23 protein-coding genes and 2 pseudogenes are annotated in these 23,143 nt (G+C 72.8%); 13 read left to right on the forward strand and 12 right to left on the reverse strand.

The window, feature by feature from the left end; genetic code table 11:
• Positions 1 to 8: 8 nt before the first annotated feature.
• Positions 9 to 249 (forward strand): annotated as a pseudogene (locus tag ACN9MM_RS02975) (thiamine pyrophosphate-binding protein); the annotation flags it as partial.
• 169 nt (positions 250 to 418) lie between these two features.
• Here the strand turns inward: ACN9MM_RS02975 and ACN9MM_RS02980 are convergent.
• From ACN9MM_RS02980 to ACN9MM_RS02990, 3 genes are all read right to left on the reverse strand, one after another.
• The gene (locus tag ACN9MM_RS02980; RefSeq protein WP_426368651.1) at positions 419 to 646 is read right to left on the reverse strand and encodes a DUF3253 domain-containing protein; all 228 of its coding nucleotides are present in this window, start codon (positions 644 to 646) and stop codon (positions 419 to 421) included.
• A gap of 71 nt (positions 647 to 717) precedes the next feature.
• Entirely contained in the window at positions 718 to 1,071 is a 354-nt protein-coding gene (locus ACN9MM_RS02985; protein ID WP_426362138.1) for a PRC-barrel domain-containing protein, read from the reverse strand.
• 298 nt (positions 1,072 to 1,369) lie between these two features.
• Positions 1,370 to 1,636, reverse strand: coding sequence for a DUF4235 domain-containing protein (locus tag ACN9MM_RS02990; RefSeq protein ID WP_426362139.1), 267 nt, complete (start codon positions 1,634 to 1,636; stop codon positions 1,370 to 1,372).
• A 1,099-nt stretch (positions 1,637 to 2,735) separates the two neighbouring features.
• On the opposite strand from ACN9MM_RS02990, the gene ACN9MM_RS02995 reads away from it, so the two are divergent.
• Both ACN9MM_RS02995 and ACN9MM_RS03000 read left to right on the forward strand, forming a co-directional pair.
• On the forward strand, positions 2,736 to 2,927 hold the full coding sequence (locus ACN9MM_RS02995; protein ID WP_426368960.1) for a hypothetical protein: 192 nt from the start codon (positions 2,736 to 2,738) through the stop codon (positions 2,925 to 2,927).
• 34 nt (positions 2,928 to 2,961) lie between these two features.
• A pseudogene (locus tag ACN9MM_RS03000) lies at positions 2,962 to 3,049 on the forward strand.
• 258 nt (positions 3,050 to 3,307) lie between these two features.
• On the opposite strand, the gene ACN9MM_RS03005 reads toward ACN9MM_RS03000, so the two are convergent.
• The 3 genes from ACN9MM_RS03005 to ACN9MM_RS03015 all read right to left on the reverse strand — a co-directional run bounded on the left by ACN9MM_RS03005 (position 3,308) and on the right by ACN9MM_RS03015 (position 7,672).
• Positions 3,308 to 5,344 (reverse strand): helix-turn-helix domain-containing protein, encoded by a 2,037-nt coding sequence (locus ACN9MM_RS03005; RefSeq protein ID WP_426362140.1) that lies wholly within the window; start codon positions 5,342 to 5,344, stop codon positions 3,308 to 3,310.
• A 91-nt stretch (positions 5,345 to 5,435) separates the two neighbouring features.
• Complete coding sequence (locus ACN9MM_RS03010; protein ID WP_426362141.1) at positions 5,436 to 6,800, reverse strand: MFS transporter; 1,365 nt, start codon at positions 6,798 to 6,800, stop codon at positions 5,436 to 5,438.
• 77 nt (positions 6,801 to 6,877) lie between these two features.
• Entirely contained in the window at positions 6,878 to 7,672 is a 795-nt protein-coding gene (locus ACN9MM_RS03015; RefSeq protein ID WP_426362142.1) for a 3-hydroxybutyrate dehydrogenase, read from the reverse strand.
• Positions 7,673 to 7,971: 299 nt separating this feature from the next.
• Here ACN9MM_RS03015 and ACN9MM_RS03020 point away from each other — a divergent pair, with 299 nt between their 5' ends.
• The 7 genes from ACN9MM_RS03020 to ACN9MM_RS03050 all read left to right on the forward strand — a co-directional run bounded on the left by ACN9MM_RS03020 (position 7,972) and on the right by ACN9MM_RS03050 (position 16,318).
• The gene (locus tag ACN9MM_RS03020) at positions 7,972 to 9,465 is read left to right on the forward strand and encodes an extracellular catalytic domain type 1 short-chain-length polyhydroxyalkanoate depolymerase (protein WP_426362143.1); all 1,494 of its coding nucleotides are present in this window, start codon (positions 7,972 to 7,974) and stop codon (positions 9,463 to 9,465) included.
• 171 nt (positions 9,466 to 9,636) lie between these two features.
• Entirely contained in the window at positions 9,637 to 10,413 is a 777-nt protein-coding gene (locus ACN9MM_RS03025) for a CoA transferase subunit A (protein WP_426362144.1), read from the forward strand.
• A complete protein-coding gene (locus tag ACN9MM_RS03030; protein WP_426362145.1) occupies positions 10,413 to 11,072 on the forward strand; it encodes a CoA transferase subunit B in 660 nt (219 codons plus the stop codon). The genes ACN9MM_RS03025 and ACN9MM_RS03030 overlap by 1 nt, the downstream gene beginning before the upstream one ends.
• Positions 11,073 to 11,251: 179 nt before the next feature.
• Positions 11,252 to 13,972 carry a class IV lanthionine synthetase LanL gene (gene lanL / locus ACN9MM_RS03035; protein WP_426362146.1) on the forward strand — a complete coding sequence of 907 codons (2,721 nt, stop codon included), beginning with the start codon at positions 11,252 to 11,254 and terminating at the stop codon, positions 13,970 to 13,972.
• 141 nt (positions 13,973 to 14,113) lie between these two features.
• Positions 14,114 to 14,269, forward strand: coding sequence for a VenA family class IV lanthipeptide (locus ACN9MM_RS03040; RefSeq protein WP_352019973.1), 156 nt, complete (start codon positions 14,114 to 14,116; stop codon positions 14,267 to 14,269).
• Positions 14,270 to 14,381: 112 nt separating this feature from the next.
• Positions 14,382 to 15,467 (forward strand): ATP-binding cassette domain-containing protein, encoded by a 1,086-nt coding sequence (locus ACN9MM_RS03045; protein WP_426362147.1) that lies wholly within the window; start codon positions 14,382 to 14,384, stop codon positions 15,465 to 15,467.
• Complete coding sequence (locus ACN9MM_RS03050) at positions 15,464 to 16,318, forward strand: ABC transporter permease (protein ID WP_426362148.1); 855 nt, start codon at positions 15,464 to 15,466, stop codon at positions 16,316 to 16,318. Before ACN9MM_RS03045 ends, ACN9MM_RS03050 begins: the two co-directional genes overlap by 4 nt.
• A 238-nt stretch (positions 16,319 to 16,556) precedes the next feature.
• Here the strand turns inward: ACN9MM_RS03050 and ACN9MM_RS03055 are convergent, their stop codons facing one another.
• Positions 16,557 to 16,865 (reverse strand): hypothetical protein, encoded by a 309-nt coding sequence (locus tag ACN9MM_RS03055; RefSeq protein ID WP_426362149.1) that lies wholly within the window; start codon positions 16,863 to 16,865, stop codon positions 16,557 to 16,559.
• 217 nt (positions 16,866 to 17,082) lie between these two features.
• Between ACN9MM_RS03055 and ACN9MM_RS03060 the strand changes: the two genes are divergently transcribed.
• The gene (locus ACN9MM_RS03060; RefSeq protein ID WP_426362150.1) at positions 17,083 to 18,123 is read left to right on the forward strand and encodes a vWA domain-containing protein; all 1,041 of its coding nucleotides are present in this window, start codon (positions 17,083 to 17,085) and stop codon (positions 18,121 to 18,123) included.
• 33 nt (positions 18,124 to 18,156) lie between these two features.
• On the opposite strand, the gene ACN9MM_RS03065 is transcribed toward ACN9MM_RS03060, so the two are convergent.
• Positions 18,157 to 18,774, reverse strand: a complete 618-nt coding sequence (locus ACN9MM_RS03065) for an HAD family hydrolase (RefSeq protein ID WP_426362151.1) — start codon at positions 18,772 to 18,774, stop codon at positions 18,157 to 18,159.
• A gap of 190 nt (positions 18,775 to 18,964) precedes the next feature.
• On the opposite strand from ACN9MM_RS03065, the gene ACN9MM_RS03070 reads away from it, so the two are divergent.
• The gene (locus tag ACN9MM_RS03070) at positions 18,965 to 19,867 is read left to right on the forward strand and encodes an NAD-dependent protein deacetylase (protein ID WP_426362152.1); all 903 of its coding nucleotides are present in this window, start codon (positions 18,965 to 18,967) and stop codon (positions 19,865 to 19,867) included.
• Between the two features lie 59 nt (positions 19,868 to 19,926).
• On the opposite strand, the gene ACN9MM_RS03075 is transcribed toward ACN9MM_RS03070, so the two are convergent.
• Both ACN9MM_RS03075 and ACN9MM_RS03080 read right to left on the reverse strand, forming a co-directional pair.
• On the reverse strand, positions 19,927 to 20,391 hold the full coding sequence (locus ACN9MM_RS03075; protein WP_426362153.1) for a hypothetical protein: 465 nt from the start codon (positions 20,389 to 20,391) through the stop codon (positions 19,927 to 19,929).
• 18 nt (positions 20,392 to 20,409) lie between these two features.
• On the reverse strand, positions 20,410 to 20,658 hold the full coding sequence (locus ACN9MM_RS03080) for a hypothetical protein (RefSeq protein WP_426362154.1): 249 nt from the start codon (positions 20,656 to 20,658) through the stop codon (positions 20,410 to 20,412).
• A 167-nt stretch (positions 20,659 to 20,825) separates the two neighbouring features.
• Here ACN9MM_RS03080 and ACN9MM_RS03085 point away from each other — a divergent pair, with 167 nt between their 5' ends.
• Positions 20,826 to 21,374 carry a GNAT family N-acetyltransferase gene (locus tag ACN9MM_RS03085; RefSeq protein ID WP_426362155.1) on the forward strand — a complete coding sequence of 183 codons (549 nt, stop codon included), beginning with the start codon at positions 20,826 to 20,828 and terminating at the stop codon, positions 21,372 to 21,374.
• Between the two features lie 25 nt (positions 21,375 to 21,399).
• On the opposite strand, the gene ACN9MM_RS03090 is transcribed toward ACN9MM_RS03085, so the two are convergent.
• Positions 21,400 to 22,221, reverse strand: a complete 822-nt coding sequence (locus ACN9MM_RS03090) for an SDR family oxidoreductase (protein ID WP_426362156.1) — start codon at positions 22,219 to 22,221, stop codon at positions 21,400 to 21,402.
• Between the two features lie 32 nt (positions 22,222 to 22,253).
• Positions 22,254 to 23,063: an alpha/beta fold hydrolase gene (locus ACN9MM_RS03095; protein ID WP_426362157.1), complete on the reverse strand. Its 810-nt coding sequence runs from the start codon at positions 23,061 to 23,063 to the stop codon at positions 22,254 to 22,256.
• Positions 23,064 to 23,143 lie beyond the last annotated feature (80 nt).

Below are 23,143 nucleotides of genomic sequence, written 5' to 3' on the forward strand. Positions count from 1 at the left end.
GCATTCCCGTGGCACGCACCGTCGCCCACGTCATCGTCGACACGCTCAAGGAACTGGGCGTAGCACGTCTTCGGAGTCGTCGGAGACGCGTTGAACCCGCTCACCGAGGCGATCCGCACCACGGATGGCCTGAACTGGGTCGGCTGCCGGCACGAGGAAGTCGCGGCCTTCGCCGCCGGGGCGCAGTCCCAACTCTCCGGAACGCTCGGGGTGTGCGCGGGCCCGGTGGGGCCCGGCTCCGTACACCTGTCCACGTCCTCACCGACCACGCTCTGCTGACCACCACAGGCTTCCTGCGCCGGCGGCTCGCCGAGGACAGGCCAGAAAGCGAACGCCGCCAGGCCCTGACGGCCGGCAACGGCGCCAAACCGCCCGGCTCCGGATAGCCCGCTCGCCCGCTCTCATACGACGGGGCGGATCAACCGGCTCGGCGGATCCTGACGGGGCCCCGGGCCCTGGCCGGATCAACCGTCCGACCCGCCTGCGTGATCTCCACCTCGCCTGCCGCGAGCAGTCGACCCGCCGCCCGGCGGACCGGCTCCATGAGTGCCCGCCAGCCGTCACCGTCCCCCTCGTACACCGCCCGCGCGGCGTCCGAAGGGCAGATGGTCGCGGTGCGCCCGCGCCGCTCCAGCAGGTGCAGGATGGTCCGTCAAGGTGCTTCCCGTCCCTTCCCCATCGGGCCTCCCCCGTGCGGCGATTTACTGCTGGACGCTGCTACATGTGGGGCTGGCCGTAGTAGCGGGCAAACTGCTCCAGATAGCTCGGCTCACCCGCGTACTTGGCCTCGTCGAACTCGGGCGCGTCCTTGATCTGCGCCTTCGTCCGGTCCACGTACACCTTCTCGTCGACGCTATCGATCCGGCGAACGGTGCCCGCGGGCAGCAGCACGTGCTTGCCGAAGATCCACACCCCGGTGTCCACGACGAGGTGGGCCGCGTCCACATCCTCGGAGTGCCTGTCGATCTTGCCGATGTGGCCGTCCGTCGCCTCGACCTCGTAGCCGATCAGGTCGATCCCGGCCGTGTAACCGGTTTCCTGCCCATAGCCCCAGATTCCTGCCTCACTCATCGTTCCCACCACGCTTCTTCCCAGTCGCACGGCTCCGGCCCGCCGGGCCGACCCAGCGCCGACGCCCCGACGCCGGGCCCGGCAGGAGCACCGGCCGGCCCAGTCGGCTCGCCTCGTCCGTATCGGCCGCGGCCGTCTCCTCGTCAGCATGGGGGGTGTACGGCCGACCGGCCCGCCGTGAACCGTGCCCCTCGTGCGCGGGTACGCCTCCGGCACCACCTTGCTCAGCCATGACTGCCTCCGACCCCGAATCGGGTTTCCTGGGCGGCTGCCCCTTCCCGGCCGGGGAAAACGAACGTCAGCCGGGCCAGGTCCCGGTCAGGCGCCTGGTAGCGACGGCGCCCGACCGGTCGACGACCGCTTTGACGACAGCGAAGATCGCACCCTGAAGGGCCGCCGCGAGGAGAATCTCGCGCCAGGTACGTTCGTCATCCGTGGCATCGGGTGCCTCCCCCGTTCCCTCCACCACCTTCCACACCTTCCGGAACGCGGCGCTCGCCATCGCGCCGCCAGCGGCCCCGAGCACGAACCCGACCGGCTTGTATGCCACGACGGAGGCCTTCATCGGCGTACACGGCGACGCCGCGCCAGCAGAAGGACGACCAAGCCGGCTCCGACCGCCAGTACCGGCCCTCGCTTGGCATGCCCCACCCGACCCACTTGGGACCCCTCCTCGGACACGGACAAGGGCGCAGAAGCGGCCTGGCGTACAGCCCTTACGGCCCTCTCAGCGCTCCCCGTGATCTCATCCGCCACCACGGCGGTCTTCCTCATGGTCTCGTCCCTCATCGTGGATCACCCTCTCCCTCGCCCTTCCGTTGCGCGACCCGTCCCGGCACTGCCTGCTCTCGCGTCTACCCGGGAGCTAGGCGATCACGCCCGGCAAGGCCGACCCCACGATCTACGGGCTCGGCCCCGTGGTGCCGCCCGGGCGACAACGCACCGCCACTGGCACGGGCACGGTCCGGGTCGGCCGCCGCGCCGTCTCCCGTGCCCGTCCTGGAGGAAGTGCCCGGCGACGGCCAACCGGCGGGGCCACCATCCGGCGTGCTCCAGGAGCCCTCGCGCTCCCGCGCCACAGGATTCTGCTCGTCCGGCCACGCCGGGGGCGGGCGCCGTGAGCTGCGCCGGGGGCACTGCCGATCGTCTACCGGGGCAAGTGCCGGGGCAGGGGCGCAGCGATGCGGGGCGCCCGCGCGCTTCTATCCCGTCGGATAGCTCTGCGACGGCCACCGGCCGTAGGCGAGGGCACAGACCGCCGGAGAGAGCACCCTCCACGCTACCGATCGCTCCCACGGCTGCCGCTCCTGCCCGATCCCTGCCGTCCCGGCGAGCACGTACCAAGATCCGGACCATTGCCGGACCAGCCCGCCAGATGACCGCATGAACCGCCGTTTCAGCAGGTCAGGACGGGTTCAGTCGCTGTACCACCAGGAGACCAAGAATCTGCTGGTGCGCCCCCGCATCCGACCCGATCACGTCCTGGGCGACAAGGGCTACAGCTCGAACGCGAGCCGCGCCCGGCGCGGCTGCCGCAGAGGCCGGCCGCCTGCCTTCGACCGCGCGGTCTCCAAGCGCCACAATGCCGCGGCAGCGCCACCCGATACGACAAAGCCGCCGATTCCTAAGAAGCATCCGTCGCCCTCGCCTCACTCCTGACGGGCGTGACATTGGACGACAGAACTGGGTCCAGCCTGGAGCGAATCAGCCCGTCGACGGACGCGTGGAAGACCGAGGTCGTGCGCACGGTCCGTACGAAGAAGGTGCCGCGCAACCACGTCAAGGCGGAGGCGAACAGCGCCGAGGTCACCGACCAGCGGGTCGGCGACGCCGTCTTCGGTTACCTCTTCGGGTAGCCGGGACACACGGACTCCCCGGCCACAGAACACGGCCGGGGTGCGCGAGGAGCGCAAAGCTGAAGCTGAGCCTTGTCGTGACATCCGCGGTTCCAGTGGAGGTTCGAGTCCTCCTCCCGGCATTTCCGGCCGGGATGGCCCAACCAGGCAGAGGCAGACCGCGGTCAATCTCAGACTATTGCTCCAGACTCAGCATGCGCCGCTCATCGCCGGATCGACCGGGCCCGGGCCCTGGCGCGTCGAAGTGCCAGTTCGAATCTGGTCTGCCGAGCTCGATCGGCGGTGGTCCGAAGGCAGGACACGACGCAATGACGAATGACCCGGGCCCTCACGTGTGCCGGCGTGTGATGTGAGCGGCATCCACAGGGGCCGGGGGCAGGCTACGCCCCCCGACCCGCTCCTCTTCCGGTGAGCCGGTGGACGCGGAGCGCCAGGTGGATCTCCAGTGCGCGGGCCGGCGTGTTCCAGTCGGGGCCCAGGAGTTGCGCGACCCGGTCGAGGCGCTGGACGACCGTGTTGACGTGGACGTGCAGCGCGTCCTTGGCGCGGGAGAGGCTGGCCCCCTGGTCGTAGTAGGCGCGCAGGGTGCGCAGCAGGTCCGTGCCGCGTTCGGAGTCGTAGGCGAGTACGGGGCCGAGCATGCGCTCGACGTACGCGCCGACGTCCGCGCGGTCGCCCAGCAGGACGCCGATGAAGCCGAGTTCCGCGCTGTCGGCGCCTTCCCCTGTGCGGTCGAGGGCGTGGAGCGCCGTCACGCAGCGCAGGGCCTCGGCGTGGAGCGCGGCGAGCTGCTCGGGTCCCCGCGCGGGGCCGGCTGCGCCGGCGGTGACGGGTGCGCCGAGGGCGCGGCCGAGGTCCGCGGCGAGGGTGCGGGCGAGGGTCCCGGGCTCGTCCGAGGGGGCGACCAGGACGACGTGGCCGTGCCGGGTGCCCGCCAGGCCGCCGAGCCGGCGGGCTCTGCGAGCGGTCTCCTCGGCGAGGCGGGGGCGCAGCGACGGTTCGCTGTCGAGGACGGCGACCGCGTGGGGGCGGCTCAGGTCGACGCCGAGGCGGCGGGCGCGCAGGGTCAGGCCTCCGCTGTTCCGGCGGGGCGCGGTGGTGGGGTCGACGAGCAGGTCGTCGAGGAGTTCGCCGCGGACCCGGTCCTCGGTCTCGGCGACGGACCGGCGCATGAGGAGCAGCATCGCGGTGACCAGTGCGGCCCGTTCGAACAGGCGTCGGTCGGCCTCGGGGAGGTCGGCCCGTCCGGTCAGGACGATGCTGCCCAGCGATTCGGTGCCGGCGAGCACGGCGGAGGTCCAGACCCCGTCGGCGCGGATCGCGCGGCCGTCCGTGCGCGAGGCCGCCAGGGTCTTGGCGGAGGGCGTGACGGGGCCGGTGCCGGAACGGGCCAGCTCGCTGCCGTCGGTGTCGTGGACGGCCACGCCCCCTCGGAGCAGCGCGGCGATCTCGGCGGCCACGTCGTCGATGCCCGCGCCGCGCAGGACGAGGCGGGTGAGGCGGTCGTGCGCGTCCGAGGCCAGGTGGAGGGCCTCGCCGTGGGCGCGGGCCGTCGCGTTGGCGGCTTCGAGCCGGGTGAGGGCGGTGCGCGTCTCGTCGAGGAGCCGGGCGCTGTCGATCGCGACGGCGGCGTGGTCGGCGAGCGAGCCGAGGAGGGCGATGGCGTCGGGGGTGAACTCGCGCGGGGTGCGGTCCGCGGCGAACAGCACGCCGATGATCTCCTCCCCCAGCCGCAGCGGGACTCCGAGGATCCCGCGGAGACCTTCCTCCGCCACGCCGTCGTCGATGGTGCCCGTGTGCCGGTAGCGGTGGTCGGTGCGGTAGTCCGTGCTGGCGTAGGGCCGTGCGGTCTGGGCGACCAGGCCGCCCAGGCCTTCTCCCATGCCCAGCCGGAGCTGCTGGAAGGCCGCGGACACGGAGCCGTCCGTGACGCGCATGAACGTGTCGCGGGCGAGCGGGTCGTTGAGGGTGAGGTAGGCGACATCGGAGCCGAGGAGCGTCCTCGCCCGGCGCACGATGGCACGCAGCACCGCGTCGAGGTCGCGCAGGGCGGCGAGATCGCCGGCGGTGTCGAAGAGCGCGACGAGTTCGGCCTCGCGGCGGCGGTACTGGTCGAGCACGCGCCGTACGGAGAGGGCCGTCGCGGTCGCCTCCTCGATCCACGTGATGTCCGGTGCGGCGACACCGGCCGCCCGGGAGCGGGCGGGCTGGGAGGCGAGTGCCTCGGCGTGCGCGTCGGCGGCGAGGAGGTCCAGCAGCCGGCGGGCGGCCGCCTCCGGTTCGGCGGGGGCGGACGTCCCCTGTGCCCCCTCGGCGGGTGGGGACGTCCGCTTCACGCCCTCGGCCGTCGCCTCGGCGGGTGCCGGGGTGTCGGTCGGTGCGGGTGTCCGGGTGTCGGCTCGGTGGCCGGCGGTCATGGGGCCTCCTCGCGGGCCGTGTGGGTGGGTGGGGGTGGTGCAGGGCCCGGTCCGCCGCCCCCGTCGGGGCGGCGGACCGGGCCCCTCCCGACTACGCCCGGTCTCCCGCGGGGACCGCGGGAGCGCCGGCCGGCTCCTCGTCCCGTGAGTCGGCCAGGTCGCGGCCCCTGGTCTCCCGGGTGACCGCCACGGTGATCGTGGTGACGACGGCGGCCACGCAGAGGTAGAGGCTGACGGGGGTGGAGGAGTCGTAGTCCTTGAGGAGTTCCACGGCGATGATCGGCGCGAGGGCCCCGGCCACGATCGAGGCGAGCTGGGAGCCCATGGAGGCACCGGAGTACCGGACCTTGGTGTCGAACATCTCCGAGATGAACGCGGCCTGCGGTCCGTACATCGCGCCGTGCAGCAGCAGGCCGGCGGTGACGGCCAGGGCGATCACCGGGAAGGACTTCGAGTCGAGGAGGGCGAAGAAGGCGAACGCCCACAGCGCCATGCCCACGGAGCCGATCAGGGTGACGGGCCTGCGTCCGATGCGGTCGGACAGCGCGCCCCACAGCGGGATGGTGACGAAGTGGACGGCGGAGCCGATGAGGACGGCGTTGAGGGCGGTGCTCTTGGGCAGTTCCAGGTGGACGGTGACGTACACGAGGAGGAAGGAGGTCAGGATGTAGTACGAGATGTTCTCGCCGAAGCGGGTGCCGATGGCCGAGAGCACCTCGCGCCAGCTGCGCCGGAACACCTCGACGACCGGCGCCTTCTCCTTGACGCCCTGGGCGGCGGCGGCCTCGGCCCTGGCCTGGGCGGCGAGGAAGACGGGCGACTCGGACACCGAGACGCGGATCCACAGGCCGATGACGACGAGGACGCCGGAGAGCAGGAAGGGGACGCGCCAGCCCCAGGACTGGAAGGCCTCTTCGGACTGGAACGCGGCGAGGAGTGCCAGCACGCCGGTGGCGAGCAGGTTGCCGCCCGGGGCGCCGGCCTGCGGCCAGGAGGCCCAGAAGCCCCGGTTCTCCGCGCCGCCGTGCTCGGAGACGATGAGGACGGCCCCGCCCCACTCGCCGCCCAGCGCGAAGCCCTGGACGAGGCGCAGCACGGTCAGCAGGATCGGTGCTCCGGCGCCGAGGGTCTCGTACGTGGGCAGCAGGCCCATCGCGAAGGTCGCGCCGCCCATCATGAGGAGGCTGACCACGAGCAACTTCTTGCGGCCGATCTTGTCCCCGAAGTGGCCGAAGACGACGCCGCCGAGGGGCCGGGCGGCGAAGCCGATGGCGTACGTGATGAACGCGATCAGGGTGCCGACCAGCGGGTCGGCGCTGGGGAAGAACAGCGTGTTGAAGACGAGGGCGGCTGCCGAGCCGTAGAGGAAGAAGTCGTACCACTCGATGGTCGTGCCGATCAGGCTCGCGGCGACGATGCGGCCGATGCCGCTTCTCGGCGTGGTGGTGTCAGACATGGGGTCACCGGGTTCTCAGGGGACGGGAGGGGAGGAGAGGACGGGAGGGTGCGGATGGCATGTGGTGGGGCGGTGGTTCAGCCGGCGGTCCAGCCGCCGTCGAGCGGCAGGGAGGCTCCGGTGAGGTAGCCGGAGTGCGGGCCGCACAGCCACAGGACGGCGGCGGCCACCTCCTCGGACTCCAGGAGGCGTTTGACGGGCGAGCGGGCCAGCATGACGTTCGTGAGCACATCGCCCTCGCTGATGCCGTGGGCGGCGGCCTGGTCCCGTACCTGCCCCTCGACGAGGGGCGTACGGACGTATCCGGGGTTGACGCAGTTGCTGGTCACCCCGTGCGGGGCGCCTTCGACCGCGGCGACCTTGCTCAGCCCCTCCAGGGCGTGCTTCGCGGCGACGTAGGCGGACTTGTAGGCGCTGGCCCGCAGGCCGTGGACGCTGGAGACGTTGACGATCCGGCCCCACCCCTGCCCGTACATGTGCGGCAGGACGCGGCGCATGAGCAGGAACGGCGCGGTGACCATGACCTTCTGGATCAGCTCGAAGCGCTCCGGGGGGAACTCCGTGAGCGGAGCCACGTGCTGGAGGCCGGCGTTGTTGACCAGGATGTCGGCGTCGGCCGGCAGCCCGTCGATCGCGGCCGGGTCCGCGAGGTCGGCCACGTGGGCCCGGCCGCCCGCGGTCTCCGCGACCGCCTTGACCGCCGCGGCGTCCCGGTCGACGACGTGGACGACGGCTCCCGCCTGTGCCAGGGCGAGTACACAGGCCCGGCCTATGCCGCTGCCGCCGCCGGTCACCAGGGCCGTACGGCCGCTGAGGTCGAGCGCCGCGGTGGGCGGCGGCAGCGGAATCGGACGGGGAAATGTGTTCGTCATGGCCGGAAACAGTAGGGAGAGCCTCGGTCCCGTCCCATGTCAGTGGCCACCACAAACCACAGCCCGGGGGTGGTGGCATCCGCCATGTCAGGGGGTGGAGGCGGTGAGAAGCGGTACCCGGGTGGCCTCGCGGGCTGCCATGGATCGCTGTCACACAGGGGCCCGGCCAAGGCTGTCTGCCCGGCCCATGTCAGCGGTGGTGCGGGCACCCCGATGATTCACGCCACACCGACCGTCCCCGGCCCCCACGGCGGCATCGGTCGGCGCACCCGTGTCCACCCCGACAGAAGGCAGTCGTCATGGGACAGCCGCACCCTCCGTACCGCTTCACGAAGAGCCGCCGCCTCGCCGCGGGCGTCCGGCGCTGGGTCACCGCCGCAGCCGGGGCGCTGGCCCTGACCGGTGGCCTGGTCGCCGTGGGCCCACAGGCGTCCGCCGCGAGTCTGACCCAGGTCACCGGCTTCGGTTCCAACCCCGGAAACCTGTCCATGTACGCCTACGTGCCCGACGCGCTGCCGGCCGGTGCGCCGCTCGTCGTCGCACTGCACGGCTGCACGCAGAGCGCGGGTGACTACTACGCGAACTCCGGCTGGCCGAAGTTCGCCGACAGCTACGGCTTCGCGCTGGTCCTCCCGCAGACGACCGGCGCGAACAACGCCAACTCCTGCTTCAACTGGTTCGAGCCCGGCGACAGCGCACGCGGCCAGGGCGAGGCGCTGTCGATCAGGCAGATGGTCGACAAGGCCGTCGCCCAGTACGGCAGCGACACCCGGCGGGTGTACGTCACCGGTCTCTCCGCCGGAGCCAGCATGACCGCCAACCTGCTCGCCGCCTACCCCGACGTCTTCGCGGGCGGCTCCATCGACTCCGGGCTCCCCGCGTCCTGCGCGACCAGCGTCTCCGCCGCGTACACCTGCATGTACAGCCCGCCGGACAAGACCCCCGCGCAATGGGGTGCCCTGGTGCGCTCCGCCGCCCCCGCGGGCACCACGTCGTGGCCCCGGGTGGCGATCTGGCAGGGCACCGCCGACACCACCGTGAAACCGGCCAACGCCACCGAGCTGCGCGACCAGTGGACCGACGTCTGGGGCATCGGCCAGACGCCCACGCGCACGTCGAGCCTCGGCGGGGGCACCACGCTCAGCGAGTACGACGACCCCTCCGGCAGCCCCGCCGTGCAGGTCTACTCCGTCTCCGGCATGCCCCACGGCCTCGCGGTCGACCCGGGCAGCGGCCCGGACCAGTGCGGCGCCACCGGAACGTACTACCTCGACGCCGTCTGCTCCAGCTACCACACCGCCCGCTTCTGGGGCCTCGACGGCGCGGGGCAGGAACCCGGCCCCGGTTCCCTGCCCGCCCCGACCGGCCTCACCGTCACCTCGGCCGCCGACACGACCGTGTCCCTCGGCTGGAGCGGGGTGGCCGGCGCGGCCTCGTACCAGGTCTACCGCGGCGGTACGAAGGTGGGCACCGCCTCCTCGACCGCGTACACGGACACGGGTCTGGCGACGGGGACGGCGTACAGCTACACGGTCGCGGCCGTCGACGCCTCGGGCGCGGTGGGCGCCGTCTCGGCGGCCGTGACCGCGACCACGACCGGGTACACGCCCACGTGCCACACCTCCAGCAACTACGACCACACGGCCGCCGGACGCGCCTATCAGAGCGGCGGCTACACCTACGCCACCGGTTCGGGGCAGGCCATGGGGCTGTGGAACACGTTCACCACGCACACCCTCAAGCAGACCGCGCCCGGGTACTACGTCGTGGCCGATTCAGGCTGTTCGGCCTGACCGCGCACGCCCCCGGTGGAGGTGGTCACCACCACCTCCACCGGGGGCGATGTGTGGACGGCAGCCATGGTCCCGCCTCCGCGGCCTGCCTAGGCTCGCTGCCCGTCGGTTGTACTGGCACCGGCTCTGACCAGCACGGTCGGCCCGGCTGCCCGAGGGAAAGGGACCTGTATGGGTCTGGACAAGACAGTCGCGAGCGCCGCGGAGGCGGTGGCCGACATCCCCGACGGCGCCTCGCTCGCGGTGGGCGGCTTCGGGCTGTGCGGCATACCGGGCACGCTCATCGACGCCCTGTGGCAGGGCGGGACGCGCGACCTGAGGATCGTGTCGAACAACTGCGGCGTCGACGACTGGGGCCTCGGCCTCCTGCTCGCCGCCGGGCAGATCTCCCGCATGACGAGCTCGTACGTGGGCGAGAACAAGGAGTTCGCCCGCCAGTACCTGAGCGGAGAGCTCGAGGTCGAGCTCGTGCCCCAGGGCACCCTCGCGGAGCGGCTGCGGGCCGGCGGCGCCGGCATCCCCGCCTTCTACACCCCGGCGGGGACCGGGACCCAGGTCGGCGAGGGCGGGCTGCCCTGGCGGTACGCAGCCGACGGGACGGTCGCCGTGGCCTCACCGGCCAAGGAGACCCGGGACTTCGGCGGTCGCCCGCACCTGCTCGAACACGGCATCACCACGGACTTCGCGCTGGTCCGCGCGACCATCGGCGACCGGCACGGCAACCTCGTGTTCCGCTCCTCCGCCCGCAACTTCAACCCACTGGCCGCCATGGCCGGACGGATCACCGTCGCCGAGGTGGACCACCTCGTCGAACCCGGCGAACTCGACCCCGACGAGGTCCACCTCCCCGGAGTCTTCGTCCAGCGGGTCATCCGGGTCACGCCCGGCGACCCGGCCGCCGAACGGCGCATCGAGCGCCGCACCGTCCGAGAGGAAGGCGACGCCTGATGGCCCTCACCCGCGAGCAGATGGCGGCCCGCGCCGCCCGGGAGCTGACGGACGGTTCGTACGTCAACCTCGGCATCGGCCTGCCCACCCTCATCCCCAACCACCTGCCGCCCGGCATCGAGGTGGTCCTGCAGTCGGAGAACGGCATCCTGGGGGTCGGCCCCTACCCGACCGAGGACGAACTCGACGCCGACCTCGTCAACGCCGGCAAGGAGACGGTCACCGCACGGCCCGGCGCCTCGTTCTTCGACTCCGCGCTGTCCTTCGGCATGATCCGGGGCGGCCACATCGACACCGCGGTCCTCGGCGCCATGCAGGTCTCCTCCTCCGGGGACCTCGCCAACTGGATGATCCCCGGCAAGATGATCAAGGGCATGGGCGGGGCGATGGACCTCGTCCACGGCGCCGGACGGGTCGTCGTCCTCATGGAGCACACCGCGAAGGACGGCACCCCCAAGCTCGTGGAGACCTGCTCGCTGCCGCTGACCGGCCGGGCCGTCGTCCACCGCGTCGTCACGGACCTCGCCGTCGTCGACGTCACCCCGGAGGGCTTCGTCCTCGTCGAGCTCGCCCCGGGCGTCACGGTCGAGGAGATCCGGGCGGCGACGGACGCGGACCTGACGGTGCCGGCCGACGTGGAGGCAGCACACAGGGCCTGACCTGGGTCTTTCGACGCGGCACCAGCAGTGCGCCGCCGACTGCGCCGGGCGCGCCTCTTGATCAGATACGCACGTCGCGCGCTCGCTGAATGAAGTGAATCCAGGTGGGTGTGTGTTGGTCCGTTTATGTCACCGGGCACTTTCCCGTCAGCGGTACTCACCGTTGAGAGGGACACGCAATGACGAGCCACACCACCGAAGTCGAGCTGGAAGACGTCCTCCGCCGATCGCTGCACGCCACGGGCACCGGCCCGCGCTGGGCGGTCGAGGCGGACGAGATGTGGTGCCGGGTCGCGCCCCTGGACGGGACCCGGCGCGACCAGGGGTGGAAGCTGCACCTGTCGGCGACGGTCGCCTCCGCGCCGACGGTGCTCACCAAGGCCCTGGAGGTACTGCTGCGGGAGCGGTCGGGGTTCAAGTTCGCCCGGTCGCTGGAGCAGGTCGGCGCGCTCAACTCCCGTGCGACCCCCCGGGGCAGCTCGGGCAAGTTCATCACCGTCTACCCGCGTTCCGACGCGGAGGCGGCCGCGCTCGCCCAGGAACTGCACGCGGCCACGGCGGGACTCGCCGGCCCCCGCATCCTGTCCGACCAGCCGTACGCCGTCCGCAGCCTGGTGCACTACCGCTACGGGTCCTTCGTCGGCCGGCGGCGGCTGTCCGAGGACGGACTGCTGGTGTGGTTCATCGAGGACCCCGACGGCAACCCCGTGGAGGACAAGCGCACGGGCCAGTACTCCCCTCCGCCCTGGGCCGTCTGTCCGTTCCCCGCCGCGGTGCCGGTGACACCCCGCGGCGGGGACGCGAAGAGTGGTCGTGCGGTGGTGCTCGGTGGCCGCTTCGAGGTGCGGGAGGCCATCCGGCAGACGAACAAGGGCGGCGTGTACCGGGGCAGCGATGCCCGGACGGGCGCGGGCGTGGTGATCAAGGAGGCCCGGCCGCACGTGGAGGGCGACGCCTCCGGAGGCGACGTCCGGGACTGGCTGCGGGCCGAGGCCAGGACACTGGAGAAGCTCACGGGTACGGGGCTCGCGCCGGAAGCGGTGGCCGTGTTCGAGCACGCGGGGCACCTGTTCCTCGCCCAGGACGAGGTGCCGGGCATCACCCTGCGAACCTGGGTGGCCGAACACTTCCGGGACGTGGGCGGCGAAGGCTATCGCGCCGACGCGCTGGCGCAGGTCGCGCGCCTGGTGGACCTGGTGGCCGAGGCACACGCGCGTGGACTGGTCCTGCGGGACTTCACACCGGGCAACGTGATGGTCCGCCCGGACGGTGAACTGCGCCTCATCGACCTGGAACTGGCCGTCCTGGAGGACGAGACCGCGCTCCCGACCCGCGTGGGGACCCCTGGGTTCAGCGCCCCCGAGCGCCTGACCGACGCGCCCGTGTCGCCGACGGCCGACTACTACAGCCTCGGCGCCACCGCGTGCTTCGTCCTCGCCGGGAAGGTTCCGAACCTGCTGCCCGAGGAGCCGGCGGGCAGAGCCGCCGAGCAGCGGCTCGCCGCATGGCTGACGGCGTGCACCGGGCCGCTCCGGCTCCCCGACGGCATCGTGAGCATGATCCTGGGCCTGATGCGGGACGATCCCGCGGAGCGCTGGGACCCGGCCGCGGCCCGCGAGGCGCTGCGGGAGGCGGCCCCGGCGGACCGGCCCGGGAGAGCGGCCGCCACGGCGGCCACCGCGACCGGCTCGCGGGGCGGCGGGGCGGTCCGGGCGGCGGAGGACGGTGCGGCGGCAGGGGCGCTGGACGACGTCGTGGCCGGACTCGTGGGTCACCTCGTCGACTCCATGACCCCCGCGGACGACCGGCGGCTGTGGCCCGTGTCGACCCTGGCCGGGGAGAGCGATCCGTGCACCGTGCAGCAGGGCGCGGCGGGAGTCCTGGCCGTGCTGACCCGGTACTTCACCCACACGGCCGACCCGCGTCTGCCCGGGCTGCTCTCCACCGCGGGCCACTGGATCGCGGACCGCACCGACCTCCGGTCCCCGCGCCCCGGACTGCACTTCGGCGGCCGTGGCACCGCCTGGGCGCTGTATGACGCCGGGCACGCCCTCGACGACCGCCGGCTCATGGACCACGCGCTGAAGCTGACCCTGGCGCCGCAACTGGAGACGCCCCATCACGACATCACCCACGGCAGCGCGGGCAGCGGGTTCGCCGCCCTCCACCTGTGGCAGCGCACCGGGGAGTCCCGCTTCGCCGAGCTGGCCGTCGACGCGGCCGACCGGCTGGTCGCCGCCGTGCGGCGCGAGTCCGGCGGAGTGGGCTGGGCGGTCCCCGGTGAGGCGGCGTCCCGGGAGGCCGGCGCACGCTACCTCGGCTTCGCCCACGGGACGGCCGGCATCGGCTGCTTCCTCCTCGCCGCCGCGCACCTCTCCGGGCGCGCCGAGCACGCGGAACTGGCGCGGGAGGTCGGGGAGTGCCTCGTGGCCTCCGCCGTACGCACCGGCGACGCGGCCCAGTGGCCCTCTCAGGCCGGTGACGTGCCCACGGCGCCGTACTGGTGCCACGGTTCGGCGGGCATCGGCACCTTCCTCGTCCGGCTGTGGCAGGTCACCGAGGACGACAGGTTCGGCGACCTCGCCCACCGGAGCACGTACGCCGTCACGGAGCGCGCCTCCCGCGCCGCGCTGAGCCAGTGCCACGGCCTCGCGGGGAACGGGGACTTCCTCCTCGACATGGCCGACGCCACGGGCGACCGCGTCTACCACGACATGGCCGAGGACCTCGCCGGCCTCCTCCTGGCCGAGAGGACCCACCGCCGGGACCAGGTGGTCTTCCCCACCGAGTACGGGGACGTCTCCACCAGCTGGAGCGACGGGTCCGCCGGAATCCTCGCCTTCCTCCTGCGGATCCGCCACGGCGGGCCGCGCCACTGGCTGGTCGACCTGCCGCGCTAGCGCGGAACGACGCATCCGACGTCGCCCCGGTCCGACCCCCTCGTGGATCCGCCCCACAGACTCCCGGCGCCGGCTCGTCCGCGCGCCGGGTCGAGCGGCAGAGCAGTGCTGTCGCCAACCCCACAGAAGAAGGAGAAAACCATGGAGAACCAGGACATCGAACTGCTGGCCCAGCTCCACGCCCTCCCCGAGACCGACCCCGTCGGCGTCGACGGTGCGCCGTTCGCCGCGACGTGTGAGTGCATCGGCCTGCTGACCCTCCTCAACACGGTCTGCATCGGCATCAGCTGCGCGTAGGACACCTGGCACCATCCGGCCGGCGGCTGTCCCGGGCAGCCGCCGGCCGGAGCCGTCGACCGAAGCAGGGACCGCGGCCGGAGCAGCGGCGCGTAGACGAGGACCAGACCACATGCGACGACACACCGGCCCCGACGACCTCGCCCCGGCGGGCGTCACGACGGCCGCGCCCACGAGCCCGCCCCCCGCGCACCACCCTCCCGGGCCCGCGTACGCCATCAGTACGCGCGGTCTGGTCAAGAGCTACCCGGGGCCGGACGGGCTGACCACCCACGCGGTACGCGGCCTGGACCTGGACGTGGCGCGGGGCGAGACGTTCGCCTTCCTCGGCCCGAACGGCGCCGGGAAGTCCACCACGATCGCCCTGCTCTGCGCCCTCGCCCGCCCCACCTCGGGCCGGGCCACGGTGGCCGGCGCCGACGTCCTCACCCAGCCCCACGAGGTACGGCGGCGGGTCGGGATGCTGTTCCAGCACAGCGCTGTGGACCCGGACCTGACGGCCGAGCAGAACCTCCACATCCACGCCCGCCTGTACGGTCTGCCCCGCCGGCAGGCCCGGCTGAGAACGGCCGAGGTACTCGACACGGCCGGCCTGGGCGACCGCCGCCGTTCCCCCGTGCGGACCCTGTCCGGCGGCATGCGGCGCCGCCTGGAGATCGCCCGGCAGCTCCTGCACGCCCCCGAGATCCTGTTCCTCGACGAACCGACCACCGGACTCGACCCGCACGCCCGTGCGCAGGTCTGGGACCATCTGCGCGCGCTGCGCGCGAGGCACGGCAGCACGCTGTTCGTCACCACGCACTACCTGGAGGAGGCGGAGCACTGCGACCGGATCGCCATCATCGACCGGGGCCGACTGGTGGCGCAGGGCGCGCCCCTCGCGCTGAAGGCCGCGATCGGCGACGACCGGGTCGTGCTGCGCACAGGTGACGACGCGGCGGCGGAGCGGATCGTGCGCCGCATCGCGCCCTCCGGACACACCGTCGGCGTCGACGCGGACGGCGTCTGCCTGCGGGTTCCGGGCGGCAGCGGCTGGATCCCACGGCTCTGCGCGGCACTCGAGGCGGGCGGGATCGCCGTGCGCGCCGCGTCCGCGACGCCACCCACGCTCGACGACGTCTTCTTCCACCACACGGGCCGCAGTCTCGGCCCGACACAGACGGCCACGGCCGCGCCGGTCACGGGCGGTGGCCGATGACCGCCCTCACGTGGAAGTCCCCGGCCGGGACCGGAGGCGGGCGGGCGACCCGCCTGCGGCTCGAACTGCGCGCGGTCCACGCCCTGGTCCACCGCGATCTGCTGCGTCTGGCCTGCCAGCGCAGCCACACCGCGCTGATGGTGCTGCACCCGGTGCTCTACCTGTTCATCCTCGGAGGCGGACTGGCCGCGCTCATCCCCCGGTCCTCCCTGGGCGTCGGCTACCAGACCTATCTCTTCCCGGGCATCCTGATGATGACGGTGCAGACACCCGCCATCATGGTCGGCATCCGTCTGATCACGGACCGGCAGAGCGGCTATCTGCGCGAGCTCCTGATGGCCCCGGTCCGCCGCTCCACCCTGCTCCTGGGATGCTGCGCCGGCGGCTCCCTGACCGCCACGGTCCAGGGCGCCGTGCTGCTGGGTCTGGTGGGTGTGGTGGGCCTGCCCTACGATCCGCTCCTGCTGGTGCTGCTTCTCGCCGGCATGGTCCTGGCCTCGTTCACCGTCACCGCGCTGGCCCTGGCGCTGGCCGTGAGCCTGCGCAGGGCCGAGGCGTTCCACACGCTGCTCGGCGTGGTGATGATGCCGCTGCTGTTCCTCTCGGGCGGCTTCTTCCCCCTCGCGTCGCTGCCCGGCTGGGCCCGCGCGCTGTCGGACGTCAACCCCCTCGCGTACGCGGTCGATCTCCTCCGCGGCACGATCGCGCTCCGGGTGCCGGACCAGGCGGCGACGGCCGGCCTCGACTGGGCCGGCCGGCAGCCGCCCCTGCTCCTCGAAGCGGCCGTCCTCCTGATCACCGGGGCGCTCGCGCTCTGGTGGGCCGCGCACCGCTTCAACCGCCCCGAGTGATCCGCTGCCCGGCGGGCGCCCGATGGGCGCCCGGTGGGATCCCCGCCCTACGGGCGCAGGTCGAGCAGCATCATCCGTACGCCATGCCCACCGCCTGGCCGTCCTCGCTCCGGGCCAGGACGGCGCGGAAGCCGGCCCTGCCCGCCTGGGCGGGAGTGATGCCCCCTCGGACGGTCTCCCGGACGCGAGCCGCGGCCCCCGTCGCTCCTGGACCACGGCTCGCCGAAACCCCGGGAGCCTACCCGGCGATCACACCCGGCGCGCCCAGCCACCGGCGGAGCGCCGTGTGCGTGGCGTCGTCCAGGGCGCACAGGGCCTCGACCGCGTCGAGGTCGCCCGGCACGGGCGCGATGCCCGCCGTCGTGAGGGCCGCGTGCAGCTCCAGACGGCGGCGGTCGGCCGGCGCCAGATGGACGGCCGGGCGGTCCACGGGCCCTGCCGTCCGCGGCTCCGCGTACGGGTCGTCGACGCACACGGCGGGGAAGCGGTAGGGGTCCAGATCCATCAGTGCCGCCGGAGTCGCGTGGACTGCCTGGAACACGGTCATGAATGCCTCCTCAGTCGTCGTGCAACCTGTACGGGACGACGGCGCCGTGTCCGGGACCGGTTGCGGCGGCGGCGCACATCCACCCGGATGCCGCCAACGCCATCTCGTCACACAACGGATGACCCGACAAGACCACCGGTCCGCTCTCTCCTTCGGCTCGATTGTCAGTGGTGGGTGAGAAGGTGGAAGCATCAGTCGGAAAGAGGGGGAAGCTGCCTTGTCCGGAGCTCAGAACTACATCAATCACGTCGCCCTGGTCCTGGACGCGAGTTCGTCCATGTCGCATTTGAGCCGCAAGGTCGTCGAGGTCGCCGACCAGCAGATCTCCTATCTCGCCCGCAGGTCGCGGGAACTGGACCAGGAAACCCGCGTCACGGTGTACGTGTTCGCCGACAAGGTGGAATGCGTCATCTACGACAAGGACGTTCTGCGGATGCCGTCGCTGAAGCAGCTGTACCGGGTCGGCGGAATGACCGCCCTGCTCGCGGCCACGCTCAAGTCGCAGCGGGAGCTGGCGCAGACCGCCCAGCTGTACGGCGACCACAGCTTCCTGACCTTCGTCCTGACCGATGGTCAGGAGAACGCCAGTCACCGTGGCCCCGACGCCGTCGGCAACAGCGCGCGTGAACTGGTCGGAGCCGTGGCCGAGATGATCGAGGCGCAGGAGGACAACTGGACCCTCGCCGTTCTCGTCCCCGACCAGATGGGCAAGCGGGAGGCCATGAACTGCGGCTTCCCGAAGGCGAACATCGCCGTCTGGGACGCCACGAGCACACGGGGCCTGGAGGAGGCCGGGGAGGTCATCCGGGAGGCCACCGAGAAGTTCATGGTGGGCCGTACGAAGGGGATCCGCGGATCGCGGGCGGTCTTCTCCACGGGCGGGGAGGCCGTCAACAGGAAGACCATCGAGGCGGCCGGTCTCACCCCGGTGGATCCGACGGAATTCCAGCTCGTTCCGGTGGCCCGTGACGCGGGAATCCGGGAATGGGTCGTCGAATCCGGGAACACGTACCGAACGGGCTGTGCTTTCTACCAGTTGAGCAAGCCGGAGAAGATTCAGGCGCGGAAGAAGATAGCGGTTCTGGAGAAGAAGACGGACCGGGTGTACACGGGTCCCCAGGCGCGGGCGCTGCTCGGTCTTCCGGACGTGGAGACGCGCGTGAAGCCCGACCACAACGACGAATTCACCATCTTCGTGCAGAGCACCAGTGTCAACCGGAAGCTCGTTTCGGGGACGCGTCTTCTGCTGATGAACTGACGGGTCGCCCGCCCGGGCGCGGAATCCAGGCGTTCAGCGCGCCCGGGCGGTGTCGAGGTGGGCCGCGATGCGGGTGATGGTCCGGGCGTTGTCCTGGAACAGGTGCGCGTGCATCCCGGCCGACCGGGCCGCCTCGACGTTGACGGCGACGTCGTCGATGAACAGGCAGTGCTCCGGGAGCACGTCGAGGGTGGCGCACGCGGCCTCGAAGGCGAGCGGGTCGGGCTTCTCGATGCCGATCTCGTGCGAGTAGACGATCTGCTCGACCAGTTCGTCGAAGTGGTACCGCTCCGTCTCGCGTTCCCGGGCGCCGACGAAGCTGTTGCTCAGGATGCCGAGGGCGCAGGTGCCGCGCAGTCCTCGTACGTAGTCGATGAGCTCGTCGTTGGGGGTCCCCAGGTACTCGTCCCAGAGGTCGCTCATGAAGGCCTCGACCCGGGGACCGTCGAGACCCAGCCGTGCCGCGACCTGCCGCTGCACGTCCTGCTCGCTGATGCTCCCGACACTGCCGGCCTGCCACACGTCGCGCATCCGCTCGTTCACGGTGCCGGGCGGCAGTCCCAGCCGCCCGTCCCACCGCCGTACCCATCCCGTGTCCGGCGTGATCTCCAGCACGCCGCCGATGTCGAGAATGACGCAGGTCGCGGACACGTGAACTCCCCCTCTGTCGTTCTGGCCCGGTGGGTGGGCCGCACGGCCGGCGCGGAGCACCGACGGGCCCACTGTCCCCCCGTCCTCCCGGGCACGGTCAAGCGATCTCCGGAGCCTGTGACACCCCTGTCGCCTTCCGCCACCTCGGGGAGCGGGCGCGTACCGGGCACCTGTTCCGTACCCTGGCGGCATGCGCATGCGGCCCACCTTGAGCTGGACCCCCGACGAGGACCTGCCCCCGGGTACGACGGACCTGGGGCCGGTCGCCGACGCGCTGGGCGCCGGCGGCGTGCTGGTGCTCAGCGGTGCGGGCATCTCCACGGAGTCGGGCATCCCCGACTACCGGGGCGAGGGAGGAAGCCTCAGCCGGCACACGCCGATGACGTACCAGGACTTCACCGGCAGCGCCCAGGCCCGGCGCCGTTACTGGGCGCGCAGTCACCTCGGCTGGCGCACCTTCGGCCGGGCCCGTCCCAACGCCGGGCACCGTGCCGTGGCCGCGTTCGCACGCCACGGCCTGCTCTCCGGCGTGATCACCCAGAACGTCGACGGCCTCCACCAGGCCGCCGGCAGCGGAGGGGTCGTCGAGCTCCACGGCAGCCTGGCCCGCGTGGTCTGCCTCTCCTGCGGTACGTACAGTCCGCGCCACGAGCTCGCCCGGCGGCTGGAGGAGGCCAACGCGGGCTTCGAGCCGGTGGCGGCCGGGATCAACCCGGACGGTGACGCCGACCTCACCGACGCGCAGGTCGGGGACTTCCGTGTGGTGCCCTGCGTGCTGTGCGGCGGCGTCCTGAAGCCGGACGTGGTGTTCTTCGGGGAAGCGGTGCCGCCCCGCCGGGTCGAGCACTGCCGCGCGCTGGTGAGAGGGGCGACCTCGCTGCTGGTCCTGGGCTCCTCACTCACGGTGATGTCGGGTCTCCGGTTCGTCCGCCAGGCGGCCCAGGCCGGGACGCCGGTGCTGATCATCAACCGGGACCCGACCCGCGGCGACCGGCAGGCCCTCACCCGTGTCGGACTCCCCCTCGGCCCGGCGCTCACCGCCCTCGCCGAGCAGCTGGACCTTCCGGCGGACAGCGGGGCACTGCTCGACTGAAGCGAGCCCCCGCCTCGGGCAGAGGTCGGGGGCTCGCCGCTTCGGCCGGGGCGGCGGCGTCAGCCGGCCGCCGCGATCCACGCGTCGAGCTGTTCCCTGGTCGTCGCCGGGTCGGCCACGAGCTCGGCGAGGGTGTCGTCGGCGCGGTGGCGGGTCGCGACCGCGGGGCAGCGCAGGCACGCGGCGACGCCGGTCTGGGTCCACCACTGGCACCGGGGCCGCAGGTGACACCGCGGGACGGAGCCGTCCTCGCGCGCGACCGGCCGCACCAGCACCCGCTCGACGAGGGTGCAGTCGGCACCCCTGCGGTTCACGCACTCGCTCGCGCAGTGCGAGGCGAAGCGCAGGATGCGGCGCGGCTCGATGCCGTCGGGGACGTCACCGAGCACCTCGGACGCCGGCACCGGATCGGCGAGGTACACCACGCCCCCGTCCTGCCCGGACCGTACGCCCAGGACGACGGACTCCGGCGCGTGCGCGTCGCCGCTGGGGCACCAGGTCCGCGCCGACTGGTCTCCGCCCACGATGGTCACCTCCCCGCCTCAGCAGGCGGCGCGGGACGTGAGCCGCGTGGCCTGGCCGCCGGTGTTCCCGCCGATCTCGGCGGCGCCGTCCTGCCGCTCCCGCTCGGCGGCGACCCCGATGCTCTCCTTGAGCTGGGCCACCGTGGTGATCCGGTCGGACCCGGCGGGCCCCGACTCGCTCTCGGCACCGGCGACCACGGCCACCAGGCCCGCGGCCAGCAGTGCGGCGGCGCCGGCCGCGGCCGCCCTGCGCTTCGGACTCTCCATGACGTACTCCTGTCTCGTGGTGATCGGGAGTCAGGAGCGTAGGTACGCCGGGGGTCCGGGGTCGGCACTCGGCGACGGCAGTCCTCCGGCAGTTCCCGCGCCCACGGCCGCGTCCCGTCCGTCACACGGGAGGGCCCGGGGCTCCTCGCAGGCCCTACCGTGGGGCCATGCCCAAGATGACGACACGTGTCGAACTGCGCCCGCTCACCCTCTCCGACCAGGACGAGTTCTGCTCGCTCGTGCGGGCGAGCGCCGAGCTGCACGGACGGTGGATGCAACTGCCGACCACCGCCGAGGAGTTCCAGGCCTGGATGCACCGCTTCGACGATGGAAGCAACCTGGGGTTCCTGATCCGTGTCCGGGAGACCGGCGCGATCGCCGGCACGGTCAACATCAACTCGGTGATCCGGGGCCGTTACCAGGGCGCGTCCCTCGGCTACGCGGCCTTCGCCCCGTCCGCGGGGCACGGGTACATGACCGAGGGGATCTCCCTGATCCTGGAGCACGCCTTCGACGACCTCCGGCTGCACCGGCTGGAGGCCTCCATCCAGCCCGGCAACAAGGCCTCTCTGGCCCTGGTCCAGCGGCTGGGCTTCCGCTACGAAGGCGTCTCGCCCGACTACCTCTACATCGACGGCGCCTGGCGGGACCACGAGCGCTGGGCCCTCACCGCCCCCGCCCCCTGGACGCCGGACCCGTCCCTCCCCGAGGTCTGAGCCGTGGCGCCCGGGCTCCCGGGCCTCACGGGCTCAGGAACTCCCCGGCCCCGCGGAGGCGGGTGGCCAGCCGGCGCCGGCTGGCACGGCCGTCGAGGACGATGCGGAGACCGCCGGGCAGCCCGGTGTCGGCGCGGCGCCCGGCCGCCAGCCGGGACGCGTCGAGGCCGTCCCGCCGGGCGATGAGCGTGCCGAGTTCATGGCGGCTGACGGCCTGCGGGCCGGCGAGGTGGAAGACGCCGGTCCGGTCGGACCGGGTGAGCTCCCAGAGCGCGGCGGCCAGGTCGCGCACGTGGACGGGACACCGGACGTCGTCGGTGAAGAGCACGCCGCGCCGCGTGCCCGCCGCCAGGCCGTGCACGAGGCGCTCGTGCTCGGACCGGCCGTCGCCGAGGATCAGGGACGTCCGTGCGACGACCGCGTCCGGGCACAGCAGCCGTACGGCGGTCTCGGCCGTCGCCTTCGCCGCGCCGTAGGGGGTGAGCGGGTCCGGCAGGCACGTCTCGTCGTACGCGTCACGGCGGCCCGAGAACACCGCGTCGGTGGAGACATGGACCAGCCGGATGTTCCGCCGGGCCGCCGCGCGGGCCAGGCGCATGCCGCCCTCGGCGGTGACCGCCCAGTCCGCGTCGCCGCTGCTCGCGTTGATCACGGCGCCGGGCTCCGTCTCGTCCAGGACCTCCTCCAGGCGTCCGGGATCCCGCAGGTCCAGGCGGTGCCACGACACCCCGGGCGTGTCCCGTGGCCGTGTGTGGAAGGTGGCGGCCGTGTCCCGGCCCACCGCACCGCCCTGGCGGGCGAGTTCGGCTCCGAGGTATCCGCTGCCGCCGACAATGAGTACCGTCATGCCGCCTCAGGCTAGCCCTGGGCGGCCGTTCCTCAGGTGCGGTCGGCCATGAAGGCCATCAGGTCGCGGAGTACTCGGTCCGGGGCCTCCCAGTACGCGACGTGGCCCACGCCCTCGTACACGACGAGCCGGGAGTCGGGGATCGCGTCGAGGATCGTCTGCTGGTCCTCGCGCGTCAGGATGGGGTCCTGGTCGCCCCAGACGACCAGGGTCGGGACGAGGATCCCCGCCAGGGTGGCCCTGAGGTCGGTCTCCAGCAGGCCGCGCAGGGTCTCGCGCCAGACGTGGGCCGGGGCCTTGAGGCTCTCGTCGGCGACGGTCTTCAGGAAGCCCCGCCCCATGGGGGTCACGGTCATTCCATCGACGAACGCCTCCGCGGTGGCGGGGTCCACGGGGTCCCGCAACGCCCGTACGGTCTCCCAGAGTTCCGCGGCCTGCGGCTTGTCGGCGAGGGTGGCCGGGACGCCGAGCAGGACGAGGCCCGCCACCCGGTCCGGCCGGCGGCCCGCGACGACACGGGCCTGCACCCCGCCGCTCGATCCACCGACCAGGACCGCCCGTTCCATGCCCACGGCGTCCATGAACGCGACCAGGTCGTCGGCGAAGTCCTCCGGCAGATAGCCGTCGGCCGGCTTGTCGGCGTCGCCGTGGCCCCGCTGGGTGGGGGCGTACGCGTGCAGGCCGGGGGGCAGGAGGCGCAGCAGCGGCTCGAACGTCCACCAGGAGTCCAGATAGCCGTGCACCAGGAGGAGCGGGATGCCTCCCGGCCGGCCGGCTTCGGCGTACGGAAGCGTGGGGCGCCCCTCCCCCAGGACGGCGCTGTGCACGGCGACGGCGGCCATCTCGGCCCTCCTCACCTCTCGTTCCTCCAGGATAGGAACGGGACGGCCGGGGGGACCACTCGGCGGCCTCCGCGGGGAGG

Origin of the sequence: Streptomyces sp. E-08 (assembly GCF_049913095.1) — a bacterium.
GTDB lineage: Bacteria > Actinomycetota > Actinomycetes > Streptomycetales > Streptomycetaceae > Streptomyces.